General features: G+C 66.4%; 23 protein-coding genes. 5 read left to right on the forward strand and 18 right to left on the reverse strand.

The window, feature by feature from the left end:
* Both CGU35_RS05805 and CGU35_RS05810 read right to left on the reverse strand, forming a co-directional pair.
* The gene (locus CGU35_RS05805; RefSeq protein ID WP_100810636.1) at positions 1–1485 is read right to left on the reverse strand and encodes an ATP-binding protein; all 1485 of its coding nucleotides are present in this window, start codon (positions 1483–1485) and stop codon (positions 1–3) included.
* Positions 1482–1919, reverse strand: coding sequence for a hypothetical protein (locus CGU35_RS05810; RefSeq protein WP_103663115.1), 438 nt, complete (start codon positions 1917–1919; stop codon positions 1482–1484). The genes CGU35_RS05805 and CGU35_RS05810 overlap by 4 nt, the downstream gene beginning before the upstream one ends.
* A gap of 103 nt (positions 1920–2022) precedes the next feature.
* On the opposite strand from CGU35_RS05810, the gene CGU35_RS05815 reads away from it, so the two are divergent.
* On the forward strand, positions 2023–3084 hold the full coding sequence (locus tag CGU35_RS05815) for a hypothetical protein (protein ID WP_100810638.1): 1062 nt from the start codon (positions 2023–2025) through the stop codon (positions 3082–3084).
* 41 nt (positions 3085–3125) lie between these two features.
* Here the strand turns inward: CGU35_RS05815 and CGU35_RS05820 are convergent, their stop codons facing one another.
* The 16 genes from CGU35_RS05820 to CGU35_RS05895 form a co-directional block, all read right to left on the reverse strand.
* On the reverse strand, positions 3126–4592 hold the full coding sequence (locus CGU35_RS05820; RefSeq protein WP_100810639.1) for an SCO6880 family protein: 1467 nt from the start codon (positions 4590–4592) through the stop codon (positions 3126–3128).
* 3 nt (positions 4593–4595) lie between these two features.
* A complete protein-coding gene (locus tag CGU35_RS18335) occupies positions 4596–5873 on the reverse strand; it encodes a conjugal transfer protein TrbL (RefSeq protein WP_181003387.1) in 1278 nt (425 codons plus the stop codon).
* Positions 5874–5903: 30 nt separating this feature from the next.
* A complete protein-coding gene (locus CGU35_RS05830; RefSeq protein ID WP_045246597.1) occupies positions 5904–6173 on the reverse strand; it encodes a DUF6112 family protein in 270 nt (89 codons plus the stop codon).
* 231 nt (positions 6174–6404) lie between these two features.
* Positions 6405–7022: a 4Fe-4S single cluster domain-containing protein gene (locus CGU35_RS05835; protein WP_100810641.1), complete on the reverse strand. Its 618-nt coding sequence runs from the start codon at positions 7020–7022 to the stop codon at positions 6405–6407.
* Positions 7019–8857, reverse strand: a complete 1839-nt coding sequence (locus CGU35_RS05840; RefSeq protein WP_100810642.1) for an AAA family ATPase — start codon at positions 8855–8857, stop codon at positions 7019–7021. Before CGU35_RS05840 ends, CGU35_RS05835 begins: the two co-directional genes overlap by 4 nt.
* Complete coding sequence (locus CGU35_RS05845; protein ID WP_157813909.1) at positions 8854–9798, reverse strand: hypothetical protein; 945 nt, start codon at positions 9796–9798, stop codon at positions 8854–8856. Before CGU35_RS05845 ends, CGU35_RS05840 begins: the two co-directional genes overlap by 4 nt.
* A gap of 179 nt (positions 9799–9977) precedes the next feature.
* Positions 9978–12305, reverse strand: a complete 2328-nt coding sequence (locus CGU35_RS05850) for a PIN domain-containing protein (RefSeq protein WP_100810644.1) — start codon at positions 12303–12305, stop codon at positions 9978–9980.
* Positions 12302–16021, reverse strand: coding sequence for a DEAD/DEAH box helicase (locus CGU35_RS05855; protein ID WP_198519528.1), 3720 nt, complete (start codon positions 16019–16021; stop codon positions 12302–12304). Before CGU35_RS05855 ends, CGU35_RS05850 begins: the two co-directional genes overlap by 4 nt.
* 102 nt (positions 16022–16123) lie before the next feature.
* The gene (locus CGU35_RS05860) at positions 16124–16390 is read right to left on the reverse strand and encodes a DUF6112 family protein (protein WP_100810646.1); all 267 of its coding nucleotides are present in this window, start codon (positions 16388–16390) and stop codon (positions 16124–16126) included.
* Position 16391: 1 nt separating this feature from the next.
* Positions 16392–17561 (reverse strand): M23 family metallopeptidase, encoded by a 1170-nt coding sequence (locus CGU35_RS05865; protein WP_100810647.1) that lies wholly within the window; start codon positions 17559–17561, stop codon positions 16392–16394.
* Between the two features lie 11 nt (positions 17562–17572).
* Positions 17573–18247 (reverse strand): hypothetical protein, encoded by a 675-nt coding sequence (locus tag CGU35_RS05870; protein WP_100810648.1) that lies wholly within the window; start codon positions 18245–18247, stop codon positions 17573–17575.
* Positions 18247–19236 (reverse strand): ParB N-terminal domain-containing protein, encoded by a 990-nt coding sequence (locus CGU35_RS05875; RefSeq protein ID WP_100810649.1) that lies wholly within the window; start codon positions 19234–19236, stop codon positions 18247–18249. Before CGU35_RS05875 ends, CGU35_RS05870 begins: the two co-directional genes overlap by 1 nt.
* Positions 19237–19240: 4 nt before the next feature.
* Complete coding sequence (locus CGU35_RS05880; protein ID WP_100810650.1) at positions 19241–20071, reverse strand: hypothetical protein; 831 nt, start codon at positions 20069–20071, stop codon at positions 19241–19243.
* Positions 20072–20078: 7 nt separating this feature from the next.
* On the reverse strand, positions 20079–20519 hold the full coding sequence (locus CGU35_RS05885; protein ID WP_100810651.1) for a hypothetical protein: 441 nt from the start codon (positions 20517–20519) through the stop codon (positions 20079–20081).
* The gene (locus CGU35_RS05890; protein WP_232711164.1) at positions 20516–21157 is read right to left on the reverse strand and encodes a DUF2637 domain-containing protein; all 642 of its coding nucleotides are present in this window, start codon (positions 21155–21157) and stop codon (positions 20516–20518) included. Before CGU35_RS05890 ends, CGU35_RS05885 begins: the two co-directional genes overlap by 4 nt.
* Positions 21154–22089: a bifunctional DNA primase/polymerase gene (locus CGU35_RS05895; protein WP_232711165.1), complete on the reverse strand. Its 936-nt coding sequence runs from the start codon at positions 22087–22089 to the stop codon at positions 21154–21156. The genes CGU35_RS05890 and CGU35_RS05895 overlap by 4 nt, the downstream gene beginning before the upstream one ends.
* Positions 22090–22423: 334 nt before the next feature.
* Here CGU35_RS05895 and CGU35_RS05900 point away from each other — a divergent pair, with 334 nt between their 5' ends.
* The 4 genes from CGU35_RS05900 (at position 22424) to CGU35_RS05915 (ending at position 25530) form a co-directional block, all read left to right on the forward strand.
* The gene (locus tag CGU35_RS05900; RefSeq protein WP_100810653.1) at positions 22424–22855 is read left to right on the forward strand and encodes a hypothetical protein; all 432 of its coding nucleotides are present in this window, start codon (positions 22424–22426) and stop codon (positions 22853–22855) included.
* A 58-nt stretch (positions 22856–22913) separates the two neighbouring features.
* Positions 22914–23378: a hypothetical protein gene (locus tag CGU35_RS05905; RefSeq protein WP_100810654.1), complete on the forward strand. Its 465-nt coding sequence runs from the start codon at positions 22914–22916 to the stop codon at positions 23376–23378.
* Complete coding sequence (locus tag CGU35_RS05910; RefSeq protein WP_100810655.1) at positions 23375–24394, forward strand: DUF6545 domain-containing protein; 1020 nt, start codon at positions 23375–23377, stop codon at positions 24392–24394. The genes CGU35_RS05905 and CGU35_RS05910 overlap by 4 nt, the downstream gene beginning before the upstream one ends.
* 119 nt (positions 24395–24513) lie before the next feature.
* The gene (locus tag CGU35_RS05915) at positions 24514–25530 is read left to right on the forward strand and encodes an alpha/beta hydrolase (RefSeq protein ID WP_232711166.1); all 1017 of its coding nucleotides are present in this window, start codon (positions 24514–24516) and stop codon (positions 25528–25530) included.
* Positions 25531–25562 lie beyond the last annotated feature (32 nt).

The raw sequence follows: 25562 nt of genomic DNA on the forward strand, positions 1-25562 counted from the left end.
TCATGCTCCTCTGGCCTTCTGGCCTGTCTCGTACATCGCAAGTTCGGCGGGGTGGAGCTGGTGCTGGACGACGAACGAGCGGTTCTTGATCCTCCACAGTCCCTGCCCGGTCCCGAGACCCGGCAGCAGCCCTTGCTCGGTGCCGGTGAGTCCGAGGGCCTGCGCGGTCGCGCCGAGTTGATCGCTCTCCTGCCGGTAGATGACCCGCGTCTCGGCGTTGGCGAGCAGGGACGAGGCGAGGGCGCGCATGGCCGAGCCCTGGTCGCCCACGTTGTCGAGGTCGCTGAGCTTGTGGAAGATGAGCAGATTGGCGATGCCGTAGTGCCGCGCGAGCCGCCATTGCGCGTCCATGCGGCGCAGCAGCGCCGGGTGCGACATGAGCCTCCATGCTTCGTCGTACACGACCCACCGCTGTCCGCCTGCCGGGTCGAGCAGCGCCGATTCCATCCACGCCGATGAGCACGTCATAAGCACGGAGATGAGCGTCGAATTCTCGGCAACCCGAGACAGGTCGAGCGACACCATCGGCAGCGATGGGTCGAAGCGCACGGTGCTCGGGCCGTCGAACAGACCGGCGAGGTCACCGGCCACCAGCCGCCGCAGCGCGTGGCCGACGAGACGCCCGTCCTCGGCAAGCCTTCCGTCGCCGTCTTCAGCGTGCGGAGCCAGGATGCGGTCGACCACCATTGGGAGGATCGGCACCTCGGCCGAGCGCACCGCATCCGCGAGCGCGATGTCGACGGCCGTGTGCTCCAGCGGTGTGAGCCCGCGGTCAAGCACGGTCTCGGCGAGCGCGCCGATCAGGTCACGCCGCCGCGAGGTCACCTGGCTCTGCCACTCGGCGTCACTGAGGCCTGAAGGACGATGCCCCTCATCGAGCGGGTTCAGGCGCGTGGACATCCCGTGGCCGAGCATGATCGCGCGCCCGCCGACCGCTTGCGCAACGGCGGTGTGCTCGCCCTTGGGATCGCCGGGGACGTAGACCCGCCGACCGAACGGAATGGATCGGGTGTAGAGGCTCTTGGCGAGCGAGGACTTGCCCGAACCTACGATGCCCGCGAGCACGATGTTTGGCGCGGTGATGATGCCCTGCGCGTAGAGCACCCAAGGGTCGTAGACGAACGACGCGCCGCTGTAGAGATTCTGACCGACGAACACTCCAGCCGAGCCGAGCCCGCCCTCGGCCAGGAACGGGTATGCCCCGGCCAGCGTCGCACTCGTGTCCTGGTGGCGCGGCAACCGGAACCGGCCCGGCGTGCGGAGCGCCGCGGGGCGGGCTTCGCCGGAGGTCGGGAGGTACGTCGTCGCGCGCCGCGCTTCACGTTCCCCCTGCCACTCCGCGCGCGCCCGGTCCTGCTGCGCCTTGCGGTCGGCGGCCTCGATCTTGCTCGCCGCTCTCCGCCGAGCCTTTCGTGCTGCGCGGCGCTCGCCTGCCGGATCGAGCAGAACCGCGGTGTGCAGGCGCTCGCGGTCGTCGGGGCTCATAGTGACAGCCCTCGCCGAGAGTTGAGCGGAGGACCATCGAACGGATCGCGGGAGAACGGGTCGAGCCCCGGCTCGTCGCCGACGGGTGCCGGATGCCACGCGATCCGGCCCGAGCGCTGTGACGCCTCATCCACGGCGCGTTCGGCTTGCCCGATGGCGGCTGCGGCGCGACGGAGCGCGCGAGCGGCGGAATCGGCCTCAATGAGCCCCCCGCTGCGGTCGCCGTTGTCGAGGAACGCCCTGCCTTGGTCCCGGACGTGCGCCGCCGCGACCTGCTCCAGCACTTGCTCCAGCGAGCGCAGCGTCCCGAGTAGCTCGCCGACCACCTGATAGGTGTCCGCGGGGTCGCGGAACGCGCGGCTCGCGTGCGCGAGCGCCCGCACCGACTCGCGGGCGTCTGCGGCGTCCTCCACAGGGTTGCTGAACGTCGGCATCTCGTCTCCCTCGCGTCTCGATCTGCCAGGAAGGTGCGCACGGTATCCCCGACGTCGGAGGTCGAGGCTACGGTCGATCCGACGACCTGTCGTGAGGAAGAGCATGAGCGCAAGCACCTACCGCGGCCAACTTGAGCGCAAGCGGAAGCAGCGGATCGACGCGGAGAAGAAGGCTGGAGAGTACCGCGGGAAGGAATCGAAGAAGCGAGCTGAGTCCGCGGCAGCTCGTGCCGCGGCCAGCAAGTCGAAGAGCTCCAGCACCATCCAATCCAAGCTGCGTGAAGCCGAAAGGAAGGAATCGGAGGCTGCCGTGGCAGGTAAGGAGGCGAGTCGATGGCAGTCGCGTGCGGCCGGCTATGCCAAGGAGGAGATGGCGCTTGCCGACAAGCTCGCACGGGCAGAAGCATCCGAAAGCAACGCCGCTGAACGTAGACGCAAGCTGGAGCAACAGCGTGCGGATCGGCAAGCCGCGGCACAGCGCGCCGTGCTCGAGCGGCGGCTGAGCGCCACGGAGTCCGCCGTCTCGCAAGTCATTCGTGAGCTTCCTGCCCCGAAGCCTGAGAAGCTCCGCGTGCTGATGCTCGGCGCATCGTCGGAAGGCGATCTGCGCGTGGGGCGTGAGCAGAAGCGGATTCGTGCAGCGGTCGAGTCGGCGCTTCATCGTGACTTGGTTGACCTGGATGTCCGTCCTGCTGCAACGACGGCCGATCTGCTTGATGGCATCACGAAGTTCCGCCCGCACGTCGTTCACTTCTCCGGCCACAGCAACGAGGACTTGATCGTCTTCGAAGACGAAACCGATATGCCCCACGAGGGTGTGATCGTGAGCGCGCGCGCCTTCGCTGCCGCGATCAATGCAACGGACGACCCGCCCTTGCTCGTTCTTCTGAACTCCTGCCGGTCTGCTGGTCAGCTTGACGCCCTCGTTGCCGACATTGTTCCGTTCGCGATTGGCATGGCAGACGAGATTGAAGACGGTGACGCGATCAGCTACGCGGCGCAGTTCTACGCCGCGGTGGCGAACGGACAGTCGATTAGCTCGGCCCATCTGTCTGGGCAGGCGGCTCTGCAACTGGCGGGTCTCGATGGCGCCGACCTGCCGACTCTAGCCTGGGCAGAGGGCGTCGACCCATCCGCGACTTTGCTCGTGCGTCCGGCCGAGTGACTATGACCTGATCGGCGAGAGGGGACGCAGCGCGCGCGTCCTCACACGTCTCGACAGAGCGGGAGCGCGGCGACGGCGAATGCGGTGGCTTGCTGGCCGACGAGTCTGCGCGTTTCGCAGGACGCCTGGACCGCGGCTTGCTCGATGGCGGCGATGGCGGCATCCAGCTCATCGACCGTGGGCGCGGAGACGGAGATGAGGCCGGTGTAGCGGAGCACGCCGTGCCCCGCGGTGAGGTCGGACTCCTGCTGTAGCACGTCCTGGTACTCAGCCGTGCGCGAGGCGTCCTCGACCTGCCCGATCTTCGCGCGTTGGGTTGCGTCGGAGAGCAGGCCGACCTTTTTCTTCCGCAGGTCGCGAGCCGCGATGTCGGCGCGAACTGGCGTGCAAATGAGCGAGAACGACCGCTGCACGCCGGAGGTGAGCAGCAACGGGGCGAGGAATCCAGGGAACACCTGCGAGCGCGGCCACTCGGAGAGCCAAAGCACGGTGTGGTGCGCGGAGTCGGTGCGCACGCGATCCCAGCTCTCGGTCACCGCGACCGGCCCCGCGGTGGCGAGGGAACGCCCGATGTCGGCGTGCCGCTCCAGCGCGGGCGCGGCAGCTGGGTCGTAGGCGGAGCGCAGGATGACAGCGACCTCGCCGGGCGCGAGCCAGCCGGTCGTGGCGAGGTCCGCAGCTCGCAGCGCTGTGACGAGCGTGGTCATCTCCTGACGCAGCACGGCGGCAGCTCCACGGATGCCGCCGCCCGCTGAGCGGATCTGTCGCCCCGAGGCGTTCATATCGAGCGCAATCGAGATGGTCGTCGCATGGCGCTCGCCGGTCGGCCCGGCACGCTCGATCAGCTCCCGGTAGGTGGTCGCAGGCCAGGATTCATCGTCGGTGCCGTGCCTGGCCCACCATTCGGCGAGCCCCGTGCCTGAGTCCGGTAGCGTCCGCTCGCAGACCTGGAGCCGGGCGATCCGGCCCGAGCGGCACGCGGTCGCGAGCACCCGACCCCAGCCGTAGATCCGCCGCTCCTGCTCGCTCGGATCGAGCAGCACGAACGCCGGGTGCGTCACCCCCAGCACTGCGGTCAGGGTCTGAGCGTGGGGGTCGTGCACCATCGCCGCGCCCGTCTCGGGATCGACCCATTCGCGCAGCGCGGTCGCATCGCCGGGGAGCGCGAGCGTGCCGACCGGACGCGGCTTGATGACGCGGCGGCGGAAGATCAACTGCCCTGCGGTGCTCCGCCACATCCAGCGCGACACGATGGGCAGCCAGTCCACGAGCTTGCGCCCGCCCACGGGGACGACCGCGAGCAGCAGGCAGCTGAGCCAGATCGGGGATGTCCAGACCAGCCCCATGCCACCGCCCGTGTAGATCGTGGCGACGACGGTGACCACGCCGATGCCCAACACGATCAACTGCGAGATCGACAGTCCGAGCAGGATGCCACGGTGCGCGAGTCGGGAGAACTGCACGGGGGAGAGCTGCTGCTCGGGAGCCGGGGAGTGCTGGGTGGCCATGTTCTACCCCTTCCTTGGCGCTACGGGTATCGGCGGCGTGGATGTCTCTGCGTGCCCGGCTGCTGCGCCGCCGACCGCGGCACCGACTTTCGGCCCAGTCGTCGCCGCGGCTTTGACGACCTGCGCTCCGACGACGGCTGCGGCCGCGGGGCCGGCCGCTGCTGCCCCGGCACCTGCCGCGCCTCCCGACGCCGCCGCTCCGCCGCCGGAAGCGGCCGCCCCGCCACCTGCGCCCGCAGCGCCGCCTGCTGCGCCACTTGCAGCGGGAGCTGTGCTCGGTGCGGGAGGAGTCCCGCCTCTCGCGCCGCTTTGCCCTCCGAGGACGGACTTTGCCGCGTTCGGCTGGGCCTTGACCGGCAGCGGGACGGGCCGGTTGAGCGCCGACTTCGCTTCCTGCTCGCTCGACATCGCGTGGTACATGTCGAAGCCCACGAACGAGATGAACTTGTACGTCAGGTACGGCGCGAACGCGGCGATGAACATCAGCACGACGCCCGAGATCGGGTCACTGATCGAGGCGAGGTCGAGGTCGATGGGAGCGCTGATCTGCCCAATGGCGACCAGGAGCACGACGACGATGACGAGCTTCGAGAAGATGAGCGCCACGACGAACGCCGCCCAGCGTCCGAACCAACCCTTCGCGGCATCCCAGGTGAACCCGGCGAGTGCGATGGGCGCGAAGACAATGGCGACCAGCAGAAGCGCCTTACGGATAAGCAGCGTGAACCACACGATGCCCGCACCCGCGATGCCGAGCCCGGCAAGGAAGATCGTGATGATCGCACCGACGCCGGGCGAGGCGATGTTGATCGTCGTCAACCCAGCGGCGAGCAGTGCCATGCGGTCACCGATGCCTTCCATCGTGTTGCCAGTCGCCTGCACGATGCCGATGGTGAGCTGATCGGTGACCTCCAACAGGGTCGCGGTGAGGGTGATGGTGACGAACGATCCGAGCACCGACTTGGCAAGTCCCACGCCCGCGCGCGACAGTGCCATCGGATCTCGATGCACGAGCCCGGTGATGAGCTGGAGGCAGAAGAAGACGAGCATGACGAAGATCGCCACCCCGAACAGCACGTTATAGACCGAGACGTACTGGCTTCCGGTCACGTCGACGAGCGTGGTCGAGTCGAACACCGCCCACACGCTCTCGAACAGCCAGGCGGCGGCCTGCCCCATTGCCTGCGCAAGCCAGTCGAACGGCGCGGAGATGAGCGACGCAGTTCCCTCACCCACGGCATCGCACACTGACGCGATGACGGGCACATCACAAACACTCATCGGCTCAGCCATCTCAACTCGGTCGTGGTGCTAGACCGACTGGCCGACGTTCCAGAAGAAGTTGACCAGGGTGACGGATGCCCCGCAGATGATGGCCGCGCCGCACGAGACGAGCACGCCGACCTTGCCCCGGCTGGCGAGGTGCGGATTCGAGCTGTTCGCCCCGTAGCCCCAGACCACGGCCGAGATGATGAGGGCGAGGACAGCGAGGATGAGCCCCACCGTCATGGCCGCGCCGACGATGACACGAAGCTGTTCGATGCCGGGCAACCCGTCGGTATTGGGGTCGATGTCGATCACTGTGTGCTCCTTGGGACTGGCGGGAGAAGGTTTCTCGCTAGTCAGGTGCGCACGCAGTCCCGGTTACGCTTCCACGTCGTCGTGGACGCCGACCTGCGACAGCTCGATCCGCCTGCCGATTGCCCGACAGTGCGAGGGACGGGCCGAAGCAGCGTTGATCTCGAAAGCTGCACTCCAGGAGAGGGCCGCGGCACTGACCCGTGGCGCGTCACCGGCCCAGCACGATGGGGTCTACGACATGGGGCGATGCGCCCTTGGGTGGCCGCGAGTAGGTGAGTCTGCGGGCCACCCGTTCACGTCCATACGCCCGTCGTTGCTCAGGCGAATCTCGACTCTTTGCCGACCGTCGCTCGTTCGCTCAATGGAGCTGTCGTATCGGTCGGTGAGGTAGTGGAACACCTGATTACTCGACCCGGCCCAGGCGCGCTCAGTCTCCGGCAGCTCGGCGATGTAGCGGCCGTCGACGAGCACATCGGTGTGGCTCAGGAGTGCTTCGGTTCCGGGGAGCGGGTCGCTGCGAAGCTCGGCAAGGGTGTAGCCCGAGAACACCATCACGGACAGATCCAATAGTTGGGCACCGGCCGCGAACTCGGCGAGCCCTTGCGCCTGGAGCATGGGTTCACCGCCCAGCAGAGTAACGCCCTCTATGTCGAACCGAGTCTTCGCATCCATCAGTCGTTCGAGGAGAGACTCCGATGAGACGAGTTCCCGAGGCGCGATGCGCAGGAAGTTCGGATTGCAGCAGCCTGGGCAGAGAAACTGGCAGCCCTGAACCCAAAGTGCCGCTCGGCGACCGGGGCCTTCGGCCTCGGTCGCGGGCAGCCAGGATGCGAGGTTGATCCAGCTCATTGCACCAATTGGAATCCGAACTCCGGCCCATCGCTGAGCTGCGAGACGCGGAGGGTGCGACCGTCTGCATCGAGCGGCGACGCCAGGTTCTCGAAGAGGAACGTGGCAAGCGGGTCGATGATTCGCTCAGACAGCGCCGCAAGCACGCCGCGACCGCCCGCGGTGTGGTCCATTGTGGATACCACCGCTGTGAGCGCCCGCACCTCATCATCGAACTTGATGTCACGGATGCCCCACTTCTCCTGGAGCCGCAGGCGCAGGGGTGTGAGCTTCGAGCGAGCGATCTGCACGAGGAAGTCGTCGTTGTCGATGAAGTCGAAGGGAATGATGTTGGCCTCCCCGATCCGTCCCAGGAGCTCTGGCCGGTGAAGGTGTTCGACAAAGTGATCGCGGACGCGCTCGATGAACTCGTCTCGGACGTTCGGCGAGCGGCGGTTCACTTCAGCAGCCCCGATGTTGGACGTGAACACGATGAAGGTGTCGGCGAACTGCACAGTCTCGCCGCGGCCATCCGTAAGCCTGCCGTCTTCGAGGATCTGGAGGAACTTGTCGAGGATTCGCCCGTGGGCCTTTTCGATCTCGTCGAACAGCAGAACCGAGAATGGCCGCTTCTTGACAGCGTTGGTGAGCTGCCCGCCCTCCTCGAAGCCGACGTAGCCAGGCGGCGCGCCGACGAGCCGCTGGTCGGCGTGCTCGTGGTTGTACTCGGACATATCGAAGCGAATGCACGCTTCCTCGTCGCCGAAGAGGAACTGGGCGAGGGACTTCGCTAGCTCGGTCTTGCCGACCCCTGTGGGGCCGACGAAGAACAGGACGCCCTTGGGGGTGCGCTGCTTCCGCGAATGCTGAAGGCCAGAGAGCCCGGTGTAGGCGCGGATCAGCACCTTGTTCACGGCTTCGATTGCCCGGTCCTGGCCCTTCACCCGTTCCCGGAGCGTCTGCGTCGTGGTGCGCAGCTTGTCTCGATTCAGTTGTTCCCACGGGCTCGTGTGCTCGCCGAACTTGTACAGGCTGACCAGCGACTCGGCGCTCAAACCTCGTTGGTTGCCGGAGAGCGCGGCGATGTTGTGGATGTCTTTGATCGTGAGCCCGTCGAGCGCGTCGACCAGATCTGTGAGTCCGCGAGTGTTCGGAGCAACCTGAGTAGTGACCTGAAGCGCCGTCCCCAGACCGAGGATCGCTTCCTCGCGCTGCTCGCGATTGGGGAGCGGGACGTTGACTGTCGCCCAGTCGGGATTGTTGACGTACAGGGCGGGTGGGAGGACTGCCAAGCCGTTGCATACCAGCACGACCACTGGCGGGCGTGACGTAGCTGCCGTTCCCGCAAGCGGCGCATCGCGTGTCGCCTTGCCAAGTAGAGTCAGCCAGTCGCGCTCACCGGCTGGCAGGTTGTTCGGCTCGCCGAACATGTACTCGGTCCAGTCGAGGACGAACGCCGGGGCGTCTGCCGTCTCGGACTTGACGGCATTGGCAACGACATTGAGAAACTCAATTGGATCGGCGGCGATCCTGCCCGACGGGGCGCGCTGAGGTCGGGCACCGGCATCGTAGGCTTCGCCATCCTGGCTGGGCTGTGCAGGTGTCGCGGCCGACACAACATCACGCCACTGCGCAGCGGAGACGCCCTGGACACCGTTGACCCGATCCCAGAGGATCACCTGGCGGTAACCGCCCGCTTTCAGCACGTCGACGGTCGCGTCCATCACGCTGATCGGGCCGCGACGACCCTGTGGGTCGCGGGTGATATCCCGGACATTGCCGAAGAGCACCACGCCGCGCCGTACCCGAATCTCACGACTCAGCGCGGCGTGCCACAGTGTCGCCTGGGTACTCATGCTCGATTTGTCCTTCCCGGTTGTGGCCGCGCGGCGGCATCCTGATCGTCGGGATTGCGCCAGGCGACAACCTCCTCCGTGAGTTGGATGCCGTAGATCTCCTGGAGGGCGGGCACAACCGCGTCGATGTCGGCGTCGCAGGTCGATCCCTTGTATCCCGAGAAGTCGTACTCAAGTTTCCCGTCAAGCGTGAGGCTGAATGTTGCGCTGGCACCGCTGGCCCGTGTTCCGACGACGACGACTTCGTTGCTGTCCGGGGAGAGCTGAATGAGTCGAGGATTCTCGACCTGGAATCCGGCATCCTCCAGTGCGCCCATCACGCCGCGAACTGCCTCACGCCGCGACTCCTCGGGATCGTCAAACGTCGAAGCGTCCTCATCCTCGGTATCAGGGACGTCGAGGCTCGGCTCGGGTGCCTCTGCGGCAAGCGACCGCTGCATCTCTTCGACCTCGGCTTCGGCCCGTCTCAGGCTCGCAGCCTCCGATTCGGCCCTGGCACGCAGCGCTCCCAGCGAGGCGATGACGTCCGCTGGCGTCGTCGGGCTGCCGTCGGTATCGAGCGACTGGCGGAGTGCCGCGAGTTCGGTGTAGACGAGATCACGGGTGTAGTGGTCCGTCCATCCGTCCAGTGTTTCGCGCCAGGCAGTCTCCAGTGCGCTCTCGGCTGGTGCTAGTGGCCGTTCGTTCAGGTCGGGGGGCGCTGGACGCCCGCCCGCCCCGCTGTTCGTCTGGCGCTGGTGCTCCGCTGCGCGGCTCTCGCCCCGCTGCTGGCGCGCGGCGCGCGGGAGCGGGCCGACGATTGGGCCAATTGACTGACTCAGCGCCTTGGCCCTGGCAGGGTCCGACGCGCTCAGCGTCCTGGCATGGGCAATCATTCCCTCTGCGGTCTCGAAGTCGTCGCTAACGTAGGCGTCGAGCCCCTGGTTGCGGATGTCATCCAAGATCGCCTGGTAGCGATCGAGGTGCTGCCTGGTGATGGACGCTGAGCGCGCGGCCCACTCTGCGTGGCGACGTTCCGCTTCCGCTCTCTTTGCGGCGTCCGCCGCTGCCGATTGAGCCGCCCGCGCAGCCAGCGCGGCAGCATCCAGCGCTCGCGAATAGTTGAACGACGCTCGACGGCTCATGGGTGTTCCCCTCGTGCTTCACGAATCTCAGGCCAAGTCCTTGCTGGCACCCCAGTTGCTTGCGCCTTGGCGCGGAGGTTGTTGTCCTTCGTGACAAGGATGACGTTGCCCCTGCTGTAGGCGATAGCGACGGACAGTATCTGGTTGTCTGGTTCGTCAACCGAGCCCAGGTCGGAGGGAATCAGTGCCGGGCGGGCGGACTCAAAGCGCAACACGCCGAGCTGCCGCGCCTCGTCGACAGTTCGATGCGCGGCTCGCGCACGCCGAGCAGTGTCCTCGTTCGTGCTGCGCTTTAGCCCGTCTAGCTCTTGAACGACGCGGTTAGGTATGACGCCGACCCTTTCGGACCCTAGATGGCGGAGGCATTCGGGGTCGTCGAGAAGCGAGTTGGAGTCGAACACCAATGCATCCTGCCCCGGAGACAGGGAGGCTGCCATATTTGCGGTCGCGATCTCCCTCCATTTCAGGACACCCGCTCGAAGCGCCACCAGCCCGTCCGGTAGCTGTTCGTCGACAGAACGAGCCAACTCGGGATCGTCCACCGCATGGAGCCACCGTTCGGCGGCCTGGAGAGCGGCCCCCGTTGATGCTGTGGATGCCAACGCACCGCTGCCGTTCGCAAGCGCGGCGTTCTGTCGTCCCAGCGCATCGTCAAGCTCCGTCTGTGCCGCTGCGAACCTGGCGATTGGTTGGAGTGCGTCTGGCACCGAATCACCGAGGCCCTCCGATGGGTCATGCCACAAGTCGGCGAGGAGCGTGGCTCTCACGGGTGCACTGAAGAGCTGCGCTGGCAATGAACCCGCAAGTCGGCCGAGCTGGATTACCTCCCGCATCTCGACGACGGAGCCCGGCTCACTGACACGAGCCAGCAGAGGCGAAAGCACCGTGTCGAGCCGCGCGCTCTCGCCAAGTGCGCTCCTCACGGTCCTTGCCCATCCGCCGAGTGTGCCTATGTCAAGTGGTTCGTGAGTGCCCGCCAGGGCAATGAGGCGTGCCGTCACGTCGAGGAATGCAGGAGCCTGGCTGGAGAGTGCGTTCGGTGCGACCTCACGCGCAGCCGAAACGAAGTCACGCACTCGTCCAAGCACCTCGTCAAGAGTGCCTGCGTTGCCTCCATTGGCCAGGGCTTGCAGTGGACGGGGCGATCCCCACGCAAGGGGCAGTGTGGAAACTTCGACGTCGGGGGAGTGCGTCAGATCAGCGGCCAGCTCCTCGCTGAACGCATTCCACCGAGCGGCCGAGACCTCCGCGTCAAGGTCCGCTCGAACAAGTGCAAAGACCTGCCGCCCAGCCCATGTGAGCGGAAGCGCGCCGGTCTGCTGCCCCGAAGTCGCACGGCCACCGTCGAATGTCACGCTCGTCACGCCGTCCGGCAGGGTGGCAGGCAAGGGCGAGCCCACGACACGCACTGCATCCTCATCTGGTAGCCAGCTCGGCGTGGCGTAGTCCGCCGTGAGCCGAACTCGCGTCCGCAACTCGGGCAGATGGACTACAGCGGAGCGAGCACCAAGCGCGGATTCGACGAGTTCCAACCTCGTGAGACTGCGCATTTCGTCGGTGGAGAAGACCACCTCGCTGGGCGCTTCTCGACTGACGACTGTCTTCAGCAGAGTCGCCTGCACGATGGTTGACTCAAGCTGGGTAAGCCAATCCGTGGCGGCCTTGTTCCCTGCGACGTGAAGTTCGAGGTATCCCTCGGCTGAGACCACCAGATCGACATTGAGAGTCAGCCAGCTAACCGTGTCGTCGACGTCGGCTTCGACATTGACAATGCGCGACTCGCCGCGAAGGAATCTCGGCGGCTGCTCCGTGAGGGTTGCACGAACAAGAGACGATGGGTCGCGTGGCGCGAGCGCGCGAACATCAAAGGCAAGGTCAGGGGGAGAAGCGGCCAGTCTGCTCGGCCGCTCGTTGACGAGCGAGTTGGACCAGGGTAGGTAGTAGAACTCGACTGCATCCCTCGTCGGATGACTCGGGAGGGTATTCCGGTTGTAGAACTCCTGACCGGCCGGGGACAGCGTGAGCGTCCGAATCGGCTGGTCGAGAATCGACGCACTCCTCGATGAGTCCGCACGCCGGACAATGCCAAGGCGTAGCAGCTCGTTCGCGCTGCTTTCCAGGAGTCGCGGTATGCCGTTTGCACCGAGGTGGTCTTCGAATGCTGTGCGGAGCGTTGCACTGCCAACTGCGGAGTTCTCGATGCCTCTTCGGCTCAGCCGCATAATCATGCGCTCGAAGACGGTGGGCTTCCGAACGACGCTGTGCTCGACAGACGCCTGGAGCCAGAAAATCGGAACGCCGACGTGCAGGGTTGTGAGCTTCACTGGCGCCGCCCTTGTCCCGCTGCCGCATGCAGGTCACCGAGCGCGCTCGCCTGCTTCATCGCACCTTTGCGCTCGACCATCTCTGTGATCTCTCGGTACACGGGGACGATACTCGGGGTGCCGTTGGCGTCCATCGGTGGCAGCTCCACCGGATAGGGGGCGAAGGTGTCGAGCGCGCCGAACACCACAAGCAGTTCCTGGGCCCGCGAGAAGGCAACGTTGATGTACTCGAATCGTGCGACGTTGGCCCTCGAGCTGCGCCGCCGCGCCGGGGCACTTCTCCCGAAGTTGCGGACCATGCTCACGAGGATGATCGGCTTCTCCTTACCCTGGTACTTCACGACGGTGTTCAGCTCGTACTTGATCGCCTTGAACGGTCGATCCTTCGTCTCGCGGTTGATCTCCGAACGGATGGTGCGGACCTGCGCCTGGTACATGGAGACGATCCCGATCTCCTTCGGGCCGACTGTGCGCGAGGAACTGCTGAGGATCGCGTCGTCGATGTCTCGGAGCATTCGAACGATGAGTCGCGCTTCGAGGATGTTCGTGCGCTCCTGGCCAGAGCCCGCCTTCGGCTCAGCCCATTCCGCGCCTCGGTCGTCGTTCGTGGTGTCGATCCACACCATGTGCTGATCAGGGCCGATCACTGGAAGGTCGCCGCGCCCACGGATGGTGAGCCCGTGCGCTCGCGCAACGTCAGGCTCAACGATCCCAGACGTGAGCTGTCCTTCGTAGAAGCGGTTGACCGAATCCATGATGTCGGGGTGCATGCGATGCTGCACGGTGAGCCGTTGCTTGATGGACTCGTCCGCACGCTCGAAGTGAGTGCGGAAGAGCGACGCAGTGACGAACTTCTCGTACTTCTTCAGGTTCTCAGGCGTCAGCGCGACTTCGGCGGGCACGTCCTCGTCCGCTTGCTCCGGGAGACCTTCGGCATCCTGGCTCTCTCGGAACATCGGAGGGAGTTGCCTGTGGTCACCGACGAGTGCCGACCGTCGCGCTCTCATCAGGGGGAGGAGCAGCTCTAGCGGAGTTGCCTTGCTCACTTCGTCAACCACGGCGAGATCGAAGCTGGTTAGCCCCGGCTCGTCTAGCGTCGCCGGGTTTTCATTGCAGGTGATGCCGACAACATTGCACTCGGCTAGCCAGGCGTCGCCGATTGCCACCCAATCCCGCTCGGCCACGCTGGCATCGGACAGATCGGCGATCCATTCGTCCTGGATGTCGCCCCAAGCCGCGCTCTCGTCAGCCAGAGTAGTCGCGCGGTCGATCCTGCTGGCAAGCCGCGCCTCTGCTTCCTGCTGGGCTTGGGCGAGAGAGTCGGCCGTGCTCGGTGGCTCTTCGCTGATGATGCCGAGCGACTCCGCGAACGGTGCGATGAAGTGAGAAGCCGCCTCCCCGAGCGCCTGTTCCAGTCGGGCCTCCGCCCCCTTCATGGCTGACAGTGCTCGCTCACGCTCGCGACGAGCCTCATAGATCGGGGGAGTCATGCGAGGGATCGAGTCGGCTGCTGCGAGCAGTTCGCTGGCGGCATTCCGACGCTTTGCCCTCTTTCCTCCTGCTAGGAACCCCTTCGGCGGGTCTTCGAAGACCAAGCTAGAACTCGGGAATAGGCGAGCCAGGCTCGCAGTGTCGAGTGTGTCGCCGGAGGCTTCGGATTCGAGACCGCCGAGTTCGGATTGGAGCCGCTGGTACTCCGCGACTGCGGTGCTGTCCGACTTCATTTTCTCCAGCACCACGTCGAGTTGCGCCTCAATCTCCAGGCGGCGGGGTGACTTGTGGGCCACAACCACCGCGGGCTTGTCCTCGAGAGCAGCGCGCGCGACATCTCTGAGTCCCGGAGTTGCAGTCAGCAGACGGTCGACCCACAAATCGAGTTCCACGAGGCTGGAGTTATCCTCCGGCGTCAGGCTGAGCGCAGGCAGGCGAACCCCAGTCTTTTCGAGTGACTGAACCTGCTTGGCGTAGCTCGCCAGAGTTGCCCTGTAGGTCTCGGTGGATTCCGCGCTCGCGGCCTCAGCGGTGCGGAGCGCGTCGAGTAGTTGTGCAGACCTTGCTCGGAACGCGCGCATCTGAGCTGCGAAGCGTTGCTCGGCTGCCGCATCTTCCCTTCGCTGCCGGATCTCCGTGCTCAACGAGCGGTAGTAGCGCCCCAGCGCGCGCTCGTTAAGAAACTCTTGACCCTCGTCGCTCAATCGGTCTTCATTGCGTGTCAGACGAACTGCACGAATTGACGGGTGCAACGGAAGCCGACTGAGGGCATTGTCGACTGCGGTATGAGTCTGAGATGCGACGAGCACGGTCTCGTCGCGCGCGACCACCTGAGCGATCGCTTCGGCGATCACCGTGGTCTTGCCAGTCCCCGGTGGTCCCTGAATCAGGCAGAGATCCGGGGCCGCGAGAACCTTCTGCACTGCGAGCTTCTGGGCCTCGTTCAGGCTCGGGTTGTGCCACCGCTCAACACTGCTGAGCTGAGTAGGTTGCCTCGCCTCGTTTGCGTCAAACATGTAGCGCGCCAGGTACGGCGAGAAGCCGCCTTGGTCACTGAGATCTCGCAGCGCGCGGTCCTGGCGGTTCACCTGTGCCATGTCCTGAACGGCGCTCTGAACGATGAAGCCAGCTTCCGGGATTCGGTCGAGCGCCTTCCGCGCTGTGGCCTCTGGATCATCGCTACGTTCGATCCGGGCAAGGGCGTCGTCCGAGAACGCAATGGAGACCTCGGCGGCAGCGGCGTTGCTCCAGGGGGAGGTTGGGGCTACGGACGCTCCGGTGACAATGTTCGGTCGGGTACGCCTCGCGTTGCCCAACTCGCTCCCGCGCGGCTCGCGGCCCTCGCTCGGGAGCTGGAACTGCCACTCGTCCTCGCTGACCGAAACGTCGAAGGCAGCGAGGGCATCGCTCTGCGAGAGTCGCCGAATAGCTTGGGTGAGTGCCGCTTCGTCGTCTCCAATCACTCGGAAGGTCACGGAGCGGTGGTCGTCGCCCGCCTGGCGCGAGTCGTATCGCACCGCGGTGCGGTTGGCCTGGATGAGACGGCGCTTCCACTCCAGGAAGTCGCTCCAATCCTGCAACCGTGCGGCTGTCTCTGCTGAGATCGCTGGGAGGGCGGCCGCGAGGTCTTCCGTCAGAACGTTGCGTTCCTTTCGAACGCCTGGCCCCATTCGAGCTACCTGGCGGCAGGTCACGTCAAGTGCGACCTCGAAATCGCGGGCATCCCCAGCAGGACCATCGTGAAAGCTGAAGACGGTCAGGGAGGGGTTTCGATTTCCGTAGGCGCGCTGCGTTTCTCGATCTGTGCCAGACAGGTTCCAGCTCGCCTTGGCGACGAGTGATACGCCTTTCGGCAGTGGCCAGTTTGGGCGTGCGTCACCAGACAGACGGACAGAGACATTGATGTTCACCGAGCGGCTCCCGCTCGGGAACGTGAGCTTGGATAGCGCGAGTCGGGCTGGCAGCAGGTCGGCGAACATAGCATCCATGAGGAACTGCTCAACGCTCTTACCTTCGGCGCCTGCGGAGTCCGCGAGGGTGGGGTATCGGCGAACGAGGACGTCGCAGGAGCTGCGGAGTTGCTTGCGTCCCCAGTCCCAGCGGTCAGCGGCAAGCTCGACATACAGGTTGCCGCTTCTTGCGCGGATCTGACCGGGAGGATTCGCGGCCGCGATGTCAGCGGAGGATGCTCCCGTCCCGGCTCCAGCAAGGGTGTCGTTACTCACCGGCATCCCTTCTGGTTGACTCCAATCCACCCTACAGACGGCCGGAGACAACCAACGCGGGCACCGCAGGCGGACGTCCCCCAATCCGTGGGTGCCACCGGTTCAGATGCTAGCGCCGACTCCGAGCAGGAAGTTGACCCAGGTGACGCCGAGGCCGGCGAGTGCGGCAGCTCCGACGGAGACGAGGAATCCGGTGCGCGCGCGGACAGCCGAAGTGATGTTGCCGTTCGCCGACGAGATCGCCCACACCGCGGCGCAGATGACGAGCATGAGCACGGCGAGGATGAGCACGACGGTCAGCAGCGCGCCAACGATGGCGCGCAGTTCTGCCTGACCGCCGACGGCTCCGAAGTCGGGGAATATGTCCATGTCATGCGGCCATCTGTGCTGAGCAGAGCGCCGCGGTGCTTGCGGCATCGAGGTTCTGAACTCCGTGGGCGGCAAGCCACGGCTCGGCATCAACCGCCGCTGCGTTCGACCCGCCTGGCCGGATCTCGAAATGCAGATGGGCTCCGGTCGACCTGCCCGCCGAACCGACGTTGCCGATGTGCTGCCCGGCAACGACGCGATCCCCGACGCTGACGAGGACGCCGCTCTGCCACATGTGCGCGTAGGCGGAGGCGATGCGCTGTCCATCGATGGTGTGCTCGATGATGATGAGGTTGCCGTAGCCGCCCGACGGCCCGGCGAAGCTGACCACGCCATCGGCGAGCGCGAGGATCGGCGCGCCGTCGTCGGCAGCCCAGTCCGTTCCCGAGTGGAACGCTCGCTCACCAGTGAAGGGGTCTTCGCGCCACCCGAAGTCGCTGGTGTTCACCCACGTCCCGCTCGGCAGCGGGAAGACGATGGCGGTCGTCTCGGGTACGTTGCCGAGCGGCGTACCGCCCGGCGTGGTTTCGGCGCGGCGCGTGAGTGCAGCGAGGATCGCCTCGGCGACTGGCTGGTAGTTCTGGTAGCGGTCGGGATATGCCGAGACTTCGACCGCTTGCGCTGCCTCGCCAGGGTCGAGGTGCTGCCAGTCGGGTATGTCGAGCAGTCCACGCGGTGATGGGTAGTTCGGCCCGCTCGAACCTCCGTAGAAGGCGCGCGACTGGTAGGTCGCGTTCATCAGCTCGGCGACGGTGCCCCATCCTGCGCTCGGCCGCATTTGGAACAGGCCAAGAGAGTCGTGATCGCTGCCCTCTCCGTCGTTCGGGAAATCGCCCGACTCTGGAATCGCCGCCGAGTTTGCGAGCATCCGTAGCCGCGACTCGGTGAGTGCGGCCATGAGCGCGATGACGATGCCAGCGCGACCAACGCCCTCGGTCTGCGCGCCGACCGTGATGATGGTGGCTGCATGGGTTAGCTGCTCATGGTTGAGGGTCACGGTCTCGCCCGCGCGCGTCGTGGCTGTGAGCGACTCCGGGATCGGCCCGACAACGAGCGAGCTTGACGAGAGACATGCGGCGAATACCGCGGGCGACACGAGCAGACCCACGCCGACCAGGCTCATGGGGAGCACTGCGACGAGGGTGGCGATGACCACAACGAGCTTCTTCATGCGGGTGCCGATCAACGCAGGGGGTTGTCAAGCTCGGAGATGCGAAGCGCGCGGCAGGTATCGAAGGTCGGCTCGCAGGTGATGAAGACTGTGAATGCGACTTCGTGGGAGCTGGTCACGGGCTCGGTGCCGTGGATACCCTCGCGTTGCCGAATGCCGGTGATCGTGTACGCGACGGTGCCTGGAAGGATCTGTCCCTTGGCTGCCTGCTCGAGCGCCGTCGCCCATTCGTCCGGCACGAACACGTCGTTGATGTCGAGCCATTGGCGGGTCTGCATCGTGCGGAGCTGCGCCCAGGCGTCCGCGGTCGGGAGATAGGTGCGCACGTCAGAGGCCAGCCCGGCGGTCTCATTGCCGGAGGGGTCGCCCACATCCACGATGACCTGCGCGTAGTCGGTCGGCCCGAACTCGGTCGCGGTGTCCCATGTGAACAGCGCGATGGCGAGGGCTCGCGCGAACGTCTCGGGGTCGTCGGACTCACGGACGACGGGCGGCGTGCTCGATGTCGGGGACGGTGCGCTGGTGGAAGCGCCTGGTGGGTCGCTCGTGGAGCTACCGCCCGGCGAAGGCTCGGATCGAGGTGCGAGCAGCAACCCGTAGAGCCCGACTCCGACGAGGACGGCAAGCACGGCGGCACCGACGATCAGGAGGATCATGAGGCGACGAGGGAAGCGAGTCTGCGGCATCAGGCACTCTCCTTGGCGAGACGTTGGCGGGCGGTTCGGGCGGCGCGGGCCGCGTCGAAGAAACGGACGGTAGCGTCGAGGATCGTCTCGAAGTGCTCCCACTGGTCATCACTCAGCGCGGTGCCGACCTCAGCAGGGTCGTAGTGTGACCACCACTGATCGAGGTCGCTCCAGGTGAGGCTGAACGCCCGCACCGGATAGCGAACCGGCACGACGCTCGACGCTGGTGCGGGTGCCGGGCCTCGCTTGCGCCCTTGCTTCGCGCGCTCCAGCGCCTCCTGTGCGAGCAACTCCAGCTCGCCGGGTGGTTCGGGTTCCTCCTGCGGGATCGCCAGCATGGCGATCGTGCGGGCGTGCGCCGTGGTGATCGACGAGCCGCGGTCGATGGCGTCGAGTTCTGAGCGGGCGAAGCCGCGCACATCCTCCGGTTGTCGGGGGTCATTGGCGATCCGCTGCAGGTCGTTGATCTGCTCCAGGCTCGTGTACGACTTGCGCCCGGTGACCATGAGCGCAGCCTGCGCGCGGGACTTGCCCGGAGCGCCGATCAGCGGTGGTGCCGTCACGGCACCACCGCTCGTTCCGGCGATCTTCCCGCCAGCACCGAACTGCGTCGCCGCCTGACGACGAGCGGCGTCCTCGGCCATGAGCGTCTTCAGCTCGCGGTACAGCGCCGCGGCCTCGGTCTGCGTGAATGGCTTGTGGAGCACGTTGTCGGCCTGCTCGGCCATGAGCCTCTGGAGCCGGTCGCTGATCCCGGAGCGCACGAAGACGTTGACCTTCTTGTGGCCGAGCTTGCGCAGCGCCGCGATGCGTCGAGCGCCGCACACGAGCACGCCGTCCGGTGTCACGGTCGGAGGCTGGAGAAGTCCGTCACGTTCGATGGATGCTGCGAGTGCGTCGATGTCACCCATCTCCATGCGATGACGGCTGCCGACGACGATTGAGTCGATGGTGCGTTCCAGCTCGATGTGCCCGGTGCTCGCCGCCATGTGCTCACCTCGCCCCCGCCAGAGTGGGCGCGTTCAGGCCGAGCAGCAGCACGAGGTCGTCATCGGTGAGCAGCGCACGCAGGGGCTCGCCGACAAGAAGGCGGAACAGCACGCCGCGGCCGACGGCGGTGTGGGCCTGATCGGGATCGGGGTTGCCGAGGATCGCACGGAGCAGCGCGTTCCAGCTCGTCGACGACAGATCGAGCACGGCCCGAGCGTGTGGGTCTCGCCGAAGCGATTCCGCTGCGCTCGCCCGCGACGGCGCGTCGCCGAGTCGAGTGCAGATGTGCTCGATGGCCGCGCGCGCCGTCTGCTCCGGCCAGTCGAGCAGCGCCAGCAGCTTGATCGCGTCCTCGACTGCACGGACGACGCCAGATACCTCGTCGTCCGATTCGTTCTCGTCCTCACCCGCGGGCGCGACCTGCAACGCTTCGTGGTAGTCGGTGAGTGGGTTCTCCCGGTCGCTGAACCGCTCCGGGTCGTGGAAGCCGCTGTATTGCGGCCTGCGTGCCTGATGCGTCGAGCACAGCAGCCCGTTGCCCCGTTCCTCGGCGATCAGTGTGACCTGCACGGCCCGGGTGACGACGGCCCACGGATCTTCCGCGTTGCGCACGGCCGGGGTGCGCATCGCGTCGAACGCGGCGCTCGCCGCCTCCCACGGGTCGAGGCCGTGCTTTCGCGCGAGGCTCGCGTACCGACCCGCCGTGTACTCCATGAGCGCCGCGACATCCACGTCGCGCCGCCACGCGCCTTTCCCATCGTCGTGAAGACGCTCCAGGAGCGCGCGCAGTCCTTCCGGGGTGCGGAACGACGTGGGAGCGGCCTGGGCAGACATGGCGCGCTCACAGGCGGCGGAGCGGGTCGCGGCTGACAGAGGACTGGTGCGCGGGCGACTGCCCGAACGCGGAGAGCGGCGCGATGCCCTGGGCACGCCCCCTGATGCCGGGCCGGGTCACCGGAGTTGCCTGCGGCGAGGTCTGCCGACGTTCCTCGACGCGGCGCGCCAGTTCGGTGCGCAGGTCGATGCCGCGCCCGATCATGCGGGCCGAGGCGGATGGGAGCAGCTCGGTCGGGCGCACCCACACGACCTGGCTGCGGTCGTGCTCTGCGCTCAGCCGCTCCAGGAGTGGGTGGCCGCCGCGCCACCTCTGCGCGGCGAGCCACGGGTCCGTGTGGCGCGCCAGCTCCGAGATCTCAGCAGCCTCGCTCGGAGTCGGCTTCAGCGTGTGGAGGACATCGGCAAGCCGACGGGCGTGCTCGTCCTCCGGCAACTCATCGTTCACAGCGCGCCTCCTTCCGATGCCGCGGAGAGCGCGGGCGTCGCCAGCCAGCGGCCGACCGTGGACGGATGCACCCCGGTCGCGCGAGCGATGGCCTTGTTCGTCATGCCGTCCTCCTTCAGTCGCAGGGCGAGTTCTCTGGGAGCAAGGTGCGCAGGCGGTTCCGGCGACTGGTACTCGACCGCGTTCGACACCAACACGGCAGGCTGCGCCGACGGCTCCGCACGGAACCGTCGGGTGAGCACGACGGTCAAGTGCGTGATCGCCAGCAGCACGAGCGGCGGTACTGCGGCGACCGATCCTGCGAGTGCCGAAGGAACGTCGGCGTCAGCGGCGACGACCGCGTGGATCGCGTTGGCTGCGACCGAGACCGCGGCACCGGCCATGAGCAGCAGCCACGGATACCAGGCGGCACGCTGGCCCGCGAGCGCGACGACGGACACCGTGGCGACGACGATGATGCCGTCCACGATGAGCGGCCATGCCCACGCCTGGCTCTCATCGACGCCGGAGCGTCGCGCGAGGTCGGCGAGTGCCGTGAACGACAGCCAGAAGGCGGCTGCGGCGATGAATACGGTCCCAGCTACCGCCGTCCACACGGCGATCCGCCCGCGCGGCTGTTGCGTGCTGCCGGGGATCACGAGAGCACCTGACCCGATGAAGGCTGAGCTGCATGGCTGGGCATGGAACTGGCCGTGGGCGCGGACGGTGCGCCCCTCGCTACGCGGTGCGCCGAGCGGATCGTCGTCTCGATCTCCGGCGCGGGCAAACCTGCGCGCTCGGCAGCCGGCCCCAGCGCGGCACGCACGCGGTCTGGCGGGATGCCCGCCTCGATGAGTCGACACGAGGCCCAGAACAGGCCGCGGTTGCGCTCGCCCTCGCCGCGCATCCCGACCCAGCGGGCGATCCGCTCCACGTCAACTCCGTCCGTTCGCTCGACCGGGATGACGGGCATCGGGCGCGCCGGTCGCGGATCGAGGAACTGCCGCAGCGCGCGGGCATCGACGGGAACCGCGTCGCCTCGCCCGGAGCCGATGAGGGCATACGCACTCGGCCCCGCATCGGCGGCGATGATCGAGGGCGGCACGATGACGTAGCCGCCCGATCCCCGGAAGTCGATACCAGCACGCGCCACCTGCCAGGACGGCTGCACCAGCTCGGGATCGGCCGGGTAGTAGGCATGGACTCCGCCCGAGGGCGTGCGGATGAACGCGGCCCAGCGATCCGTCAGCCCCTCGCGTCGGGCCAGCTCGAACGCGGCGAAGCCGCGGATCGCCCCGTGCACGTCGACATCCACGACCTCCAGCCCGGAGATCTGACCCGTCGGCATCCCGATGTTGGCGCGCGGCCACCGCGCCCACCAGCGAGCGACCTGGCGCGGTTCGGCGCTCGCCTCGTGGAATCCCCGCTTGGTCAGCGGGCGCTTGCCTCCTGTGACGCAGGGAAAGACGGGGATGCCTGCCTCGGCGTAGCGATACGCTGCGGCGCTCGGCGACAGCCCGGTGAGCGAGGCGAGCAGTGCGGCGGCATCCAGCGGCTGGCGCTTTCCGCGCGAGGCTTCCGGCATCGTCATCTCGGCACCTCCTCTTGCCTGGTCGTGAACCGTGGGGCTCTTGTCGATCAGGTGCGTCGGGGTTCCCAAGAGACGGTCGCCGTCCGGTGGGCAACGCAGTCAGGCTGCGGGGTCGCGCTGTGCTCATGGAATCGGCGTCTCCTCCCGCTCACCGGGAAGCCGCGTTGAGCATGCTCAAAACTCTCCCGAGATTCCGTTCTAACACCGCACGTTGAGCATGCGCAACGGTTGATTTGTGCATGCTCAACGGGTAGATTGAGCATGCACAACTACCCTTGGGCCTGAGCTACGTCGATGCCTTGGCCCTCCCGAAGGGAAAGGGGGGTCAGCGACGATGACTGAAGACGAAAGTCAGGCTGCGGCTGACGACCTCGCCAAACGCCTGCGACTTCTGATGGATGTCGCTGTCGCCGAGTCCGGCTCCGAACCGACCTACTCGCAGATCGCGGAGTATCTGAGACAACGTGGCATCAGCCTGTCTCGATCACGATGGACGTACATGGTCAACGGCCACCGATACGTCCAAGACACCGCAATCTTCGAGGGACTCGCGGACTTCTTCGACGTTGATGCTGCCTTTCTTGCGGGGGAGAGCGGCGTGGCAACCCCGGAGAAGGTCTCCGCCCAGCTCGACCTCGTGCGTTCGATGCGTGCAGCGAAGGTGAAGTCCTACGCTGCACGCACACTCGGCGATATCTCGCCGAAGGCGCTCCAAGCCATCAGCAAGTTCCTGGACGAGGAAATGATGCGAACACCCGAGCACTGACGGGTGTCGCGCACCACGGAGCCGAGGCCAGTAGTTGCTCGGCCGAGAGGGGGTAAACGTGAATACCGAAGAGACCGTAACGGCCGCCGTCTCCGATCTGCGGCTCGGCAACAGATTCACGCTTGCGCACCTTCTCCAGGCCATACAGGAACGGCGCCATCGTAGGCTCCGCGTCGTCGAACTCGCCGACCTCGACACCCGCGACGGCATCTGTGCGCTCTGGCTGGTCACCGACACCGAGGACTTCGTGCTCCACGCACGCAGCGACTCTGCACTGCACCGCCAGCAGTTCGTCCTTCACGAGTTGGCCCACATGATCCTCGGTCACACGGAGGGCGACGATTGCACAGCCGGGGACGTCTTGCTGCCCAACATCCCTCCTCACACGCGCGGACGCATGCTCAAGCGACAGGACATTGACAGTGAGACGGAGATCGCCGCCGAGTCGCTCGCAGATCGGCTGGCCGCGGGCATCCGAGGATCGGTGTTCGCCGAGTCCCGCTATTCGGAGATTTTCGGGTGATCCAGGCGCTCGTCGCGACGCTCATGTGGGCGCTCGTGGCGAGCCTGCTCATCTTCCGCCGCAAACGGGCGGATCGAAGCATCACCTACGCTTCCTTCACGATCGCGGTCGCGATGACCCTGAACGTCGACGCCATCTACCTCGCCACCGATCCGCTTCTTGGCGGGACGAATGTCACTACCCTCGTTTCGGATGGGCTGCTGATGACCGGGATCTTCTTTCTCGGTCGAGGCGTCATGAAGGCCGACGAGTACCGCCCCAGGCTCGTGCGGGTCGCCGTGGGCATCCCCGTGCTTCTCACCTCGCTTCTTGCGATCACCACGACGTTCGTGTTCATCGACCGAGGCACAACCACGACTCGGTTCATGATCGACCTCGGCGCGCAACCCGCAGCGGCGGCCTACTCGATCATCAACTTCAGCTACTTCTTCCTCGTAATCACGACGATGATGATCCTCGCCGCGCGGCAATATCTGCGCAGCTCCGGCATCCAGCGTCTCCCCGCGGCTCTGCTGAGCCTGGGATCGGCGTTCGGCGGCGCACTGTGCCTGGCCGTGCTCATCATGGACGTCGCACACGTCACAGGACATCTCGATCTCATGCGCGCCGTCCAACCCGCCTACGAACCGCTCTCTCTACTCGCGTTCCTTTTCCTATGCGCGGGCTTCGCCGCGCAGCCTGCCGTCCGCCGCGCACAGCACGACATGCGCCGCAAGCGCACCGTCGGCCTCACGACACAGTTGGAGCCTCTCTGGAAGCGGGCGTCGCTCGTGCGGCCTGGGCTGAGCCAAGCAGACCCGCTCGCTGCGAGGGCGGATGACTTGGAGAGCCGTCTACACCGAGAGATCGTTGAGATCCGCGACGCGATGATCGACCCGCGCGTCACCTTCGACATCAGCGCAGCCGAGCGCGCCCTACTGAATCGCGCCGAGAGCCACCTCCTCGGACTCGACACCAGAGCGACACGGACCACCGCTTCACCAGGAAGCCGGGTCGACCAGGGGGGCAGTTCGTGATGCGACGGGTCGCGCTAGGTGCCGGACTCGTTGCGGCAGGCGCGTTGGGTGTCGGATGGGCGATCGCGCGGCGGCTGACAGCTCCCAGCACGCGAAGATACGATCTGATCGTCCGCGATGTGGAATACGACGGCGACGCCTGTCTCATTGTGCTCGACCGAACTCGCCAGACCGCAGCCGAAGGCGCTTACAACCTCTGGTTCGAGAACGGAGGCTGGGCGCAACTCTCCGAAGACGTGCTCGACCGTGGACCGACTCTGATCGCACGACGGGTGACGAGCACGGCATCGGGGCTCACTCTCAGGGCTGGCGATCACGTCTCCTGGAGCGGCATCTACTACGCGACCCCGCACGACGCCAGCCTTCATGCACACGACATCACCATCGACACCCCCGCGGGGCCCGCCCCAGCCTGGCGCATCGACGGCGACGGTGCCAGGTCGACGTGGGCGATCCACCTACATGGCCTCGGCAGCGTCCGAGCCGGAACGCTTCGCGGCGTGCTCGCCGCGACCGAGCGCGGCTACACCTCGCTCGTCATCAGCTACCGAGCCGACGGCGAAGGCTCGGGAGTCGGCAACGGTCGCGCAACACTCGGCTTCACCGAGGCCGACGACGCCGCGGCCGCCATTGAGTACGCGATGCGGCACGGAGCTCGACAGGTCGTGCTGTTCGGATGGTCGATGGGCGCGGCCATCGCGCTCCAGCTCGCTCACCACCCGTCATATCGACGCAGCATCGCCGGTCTCGTGCTCGACTCGCCCGTGCTCGACTGGACCGAGGTCATCAAGGCGAACTGCACCCGCAGCGGACTCCCCGCAGCCGCAGGCAGCCTCGCGATCCCGTGGCTGACGCTCCGCCCGCTGGCCCGGATGGTCGGCCTGCCCGAGCGCATCCCGATCCGATCCTTCGACTGGACGGTTCGTGCCGAGGAACTCACCGCGCCCACGCTCATCCTTCACGGCACCCACGACGACTCCGTACCGATACGGCTCTCACAAGCACTCCGAGATGCTCGGCCTGGCCTTGTTTCGCTGGAGACCTTCGAGGCCGGACATACGCTCTCGTGGAACTCTGACCCCGACCGATGGCAGAGCGCGGTGATCGCCTGGCTCGCCGCACACGTCCCGTCCTGAACGTCGGTACTCGTCGGTAGTCTCGAAGTCGG

This window comes from Microbacterium sp. BR1 (genome assembly GCF_002812725.1).
In the GTDB taxonomy this organism is placed as follows: domain Bacteria; phylum Actinomycetota; class Actinomycetes; order Actinomycetales; family Microbacteriaceae; genus Microbacterium.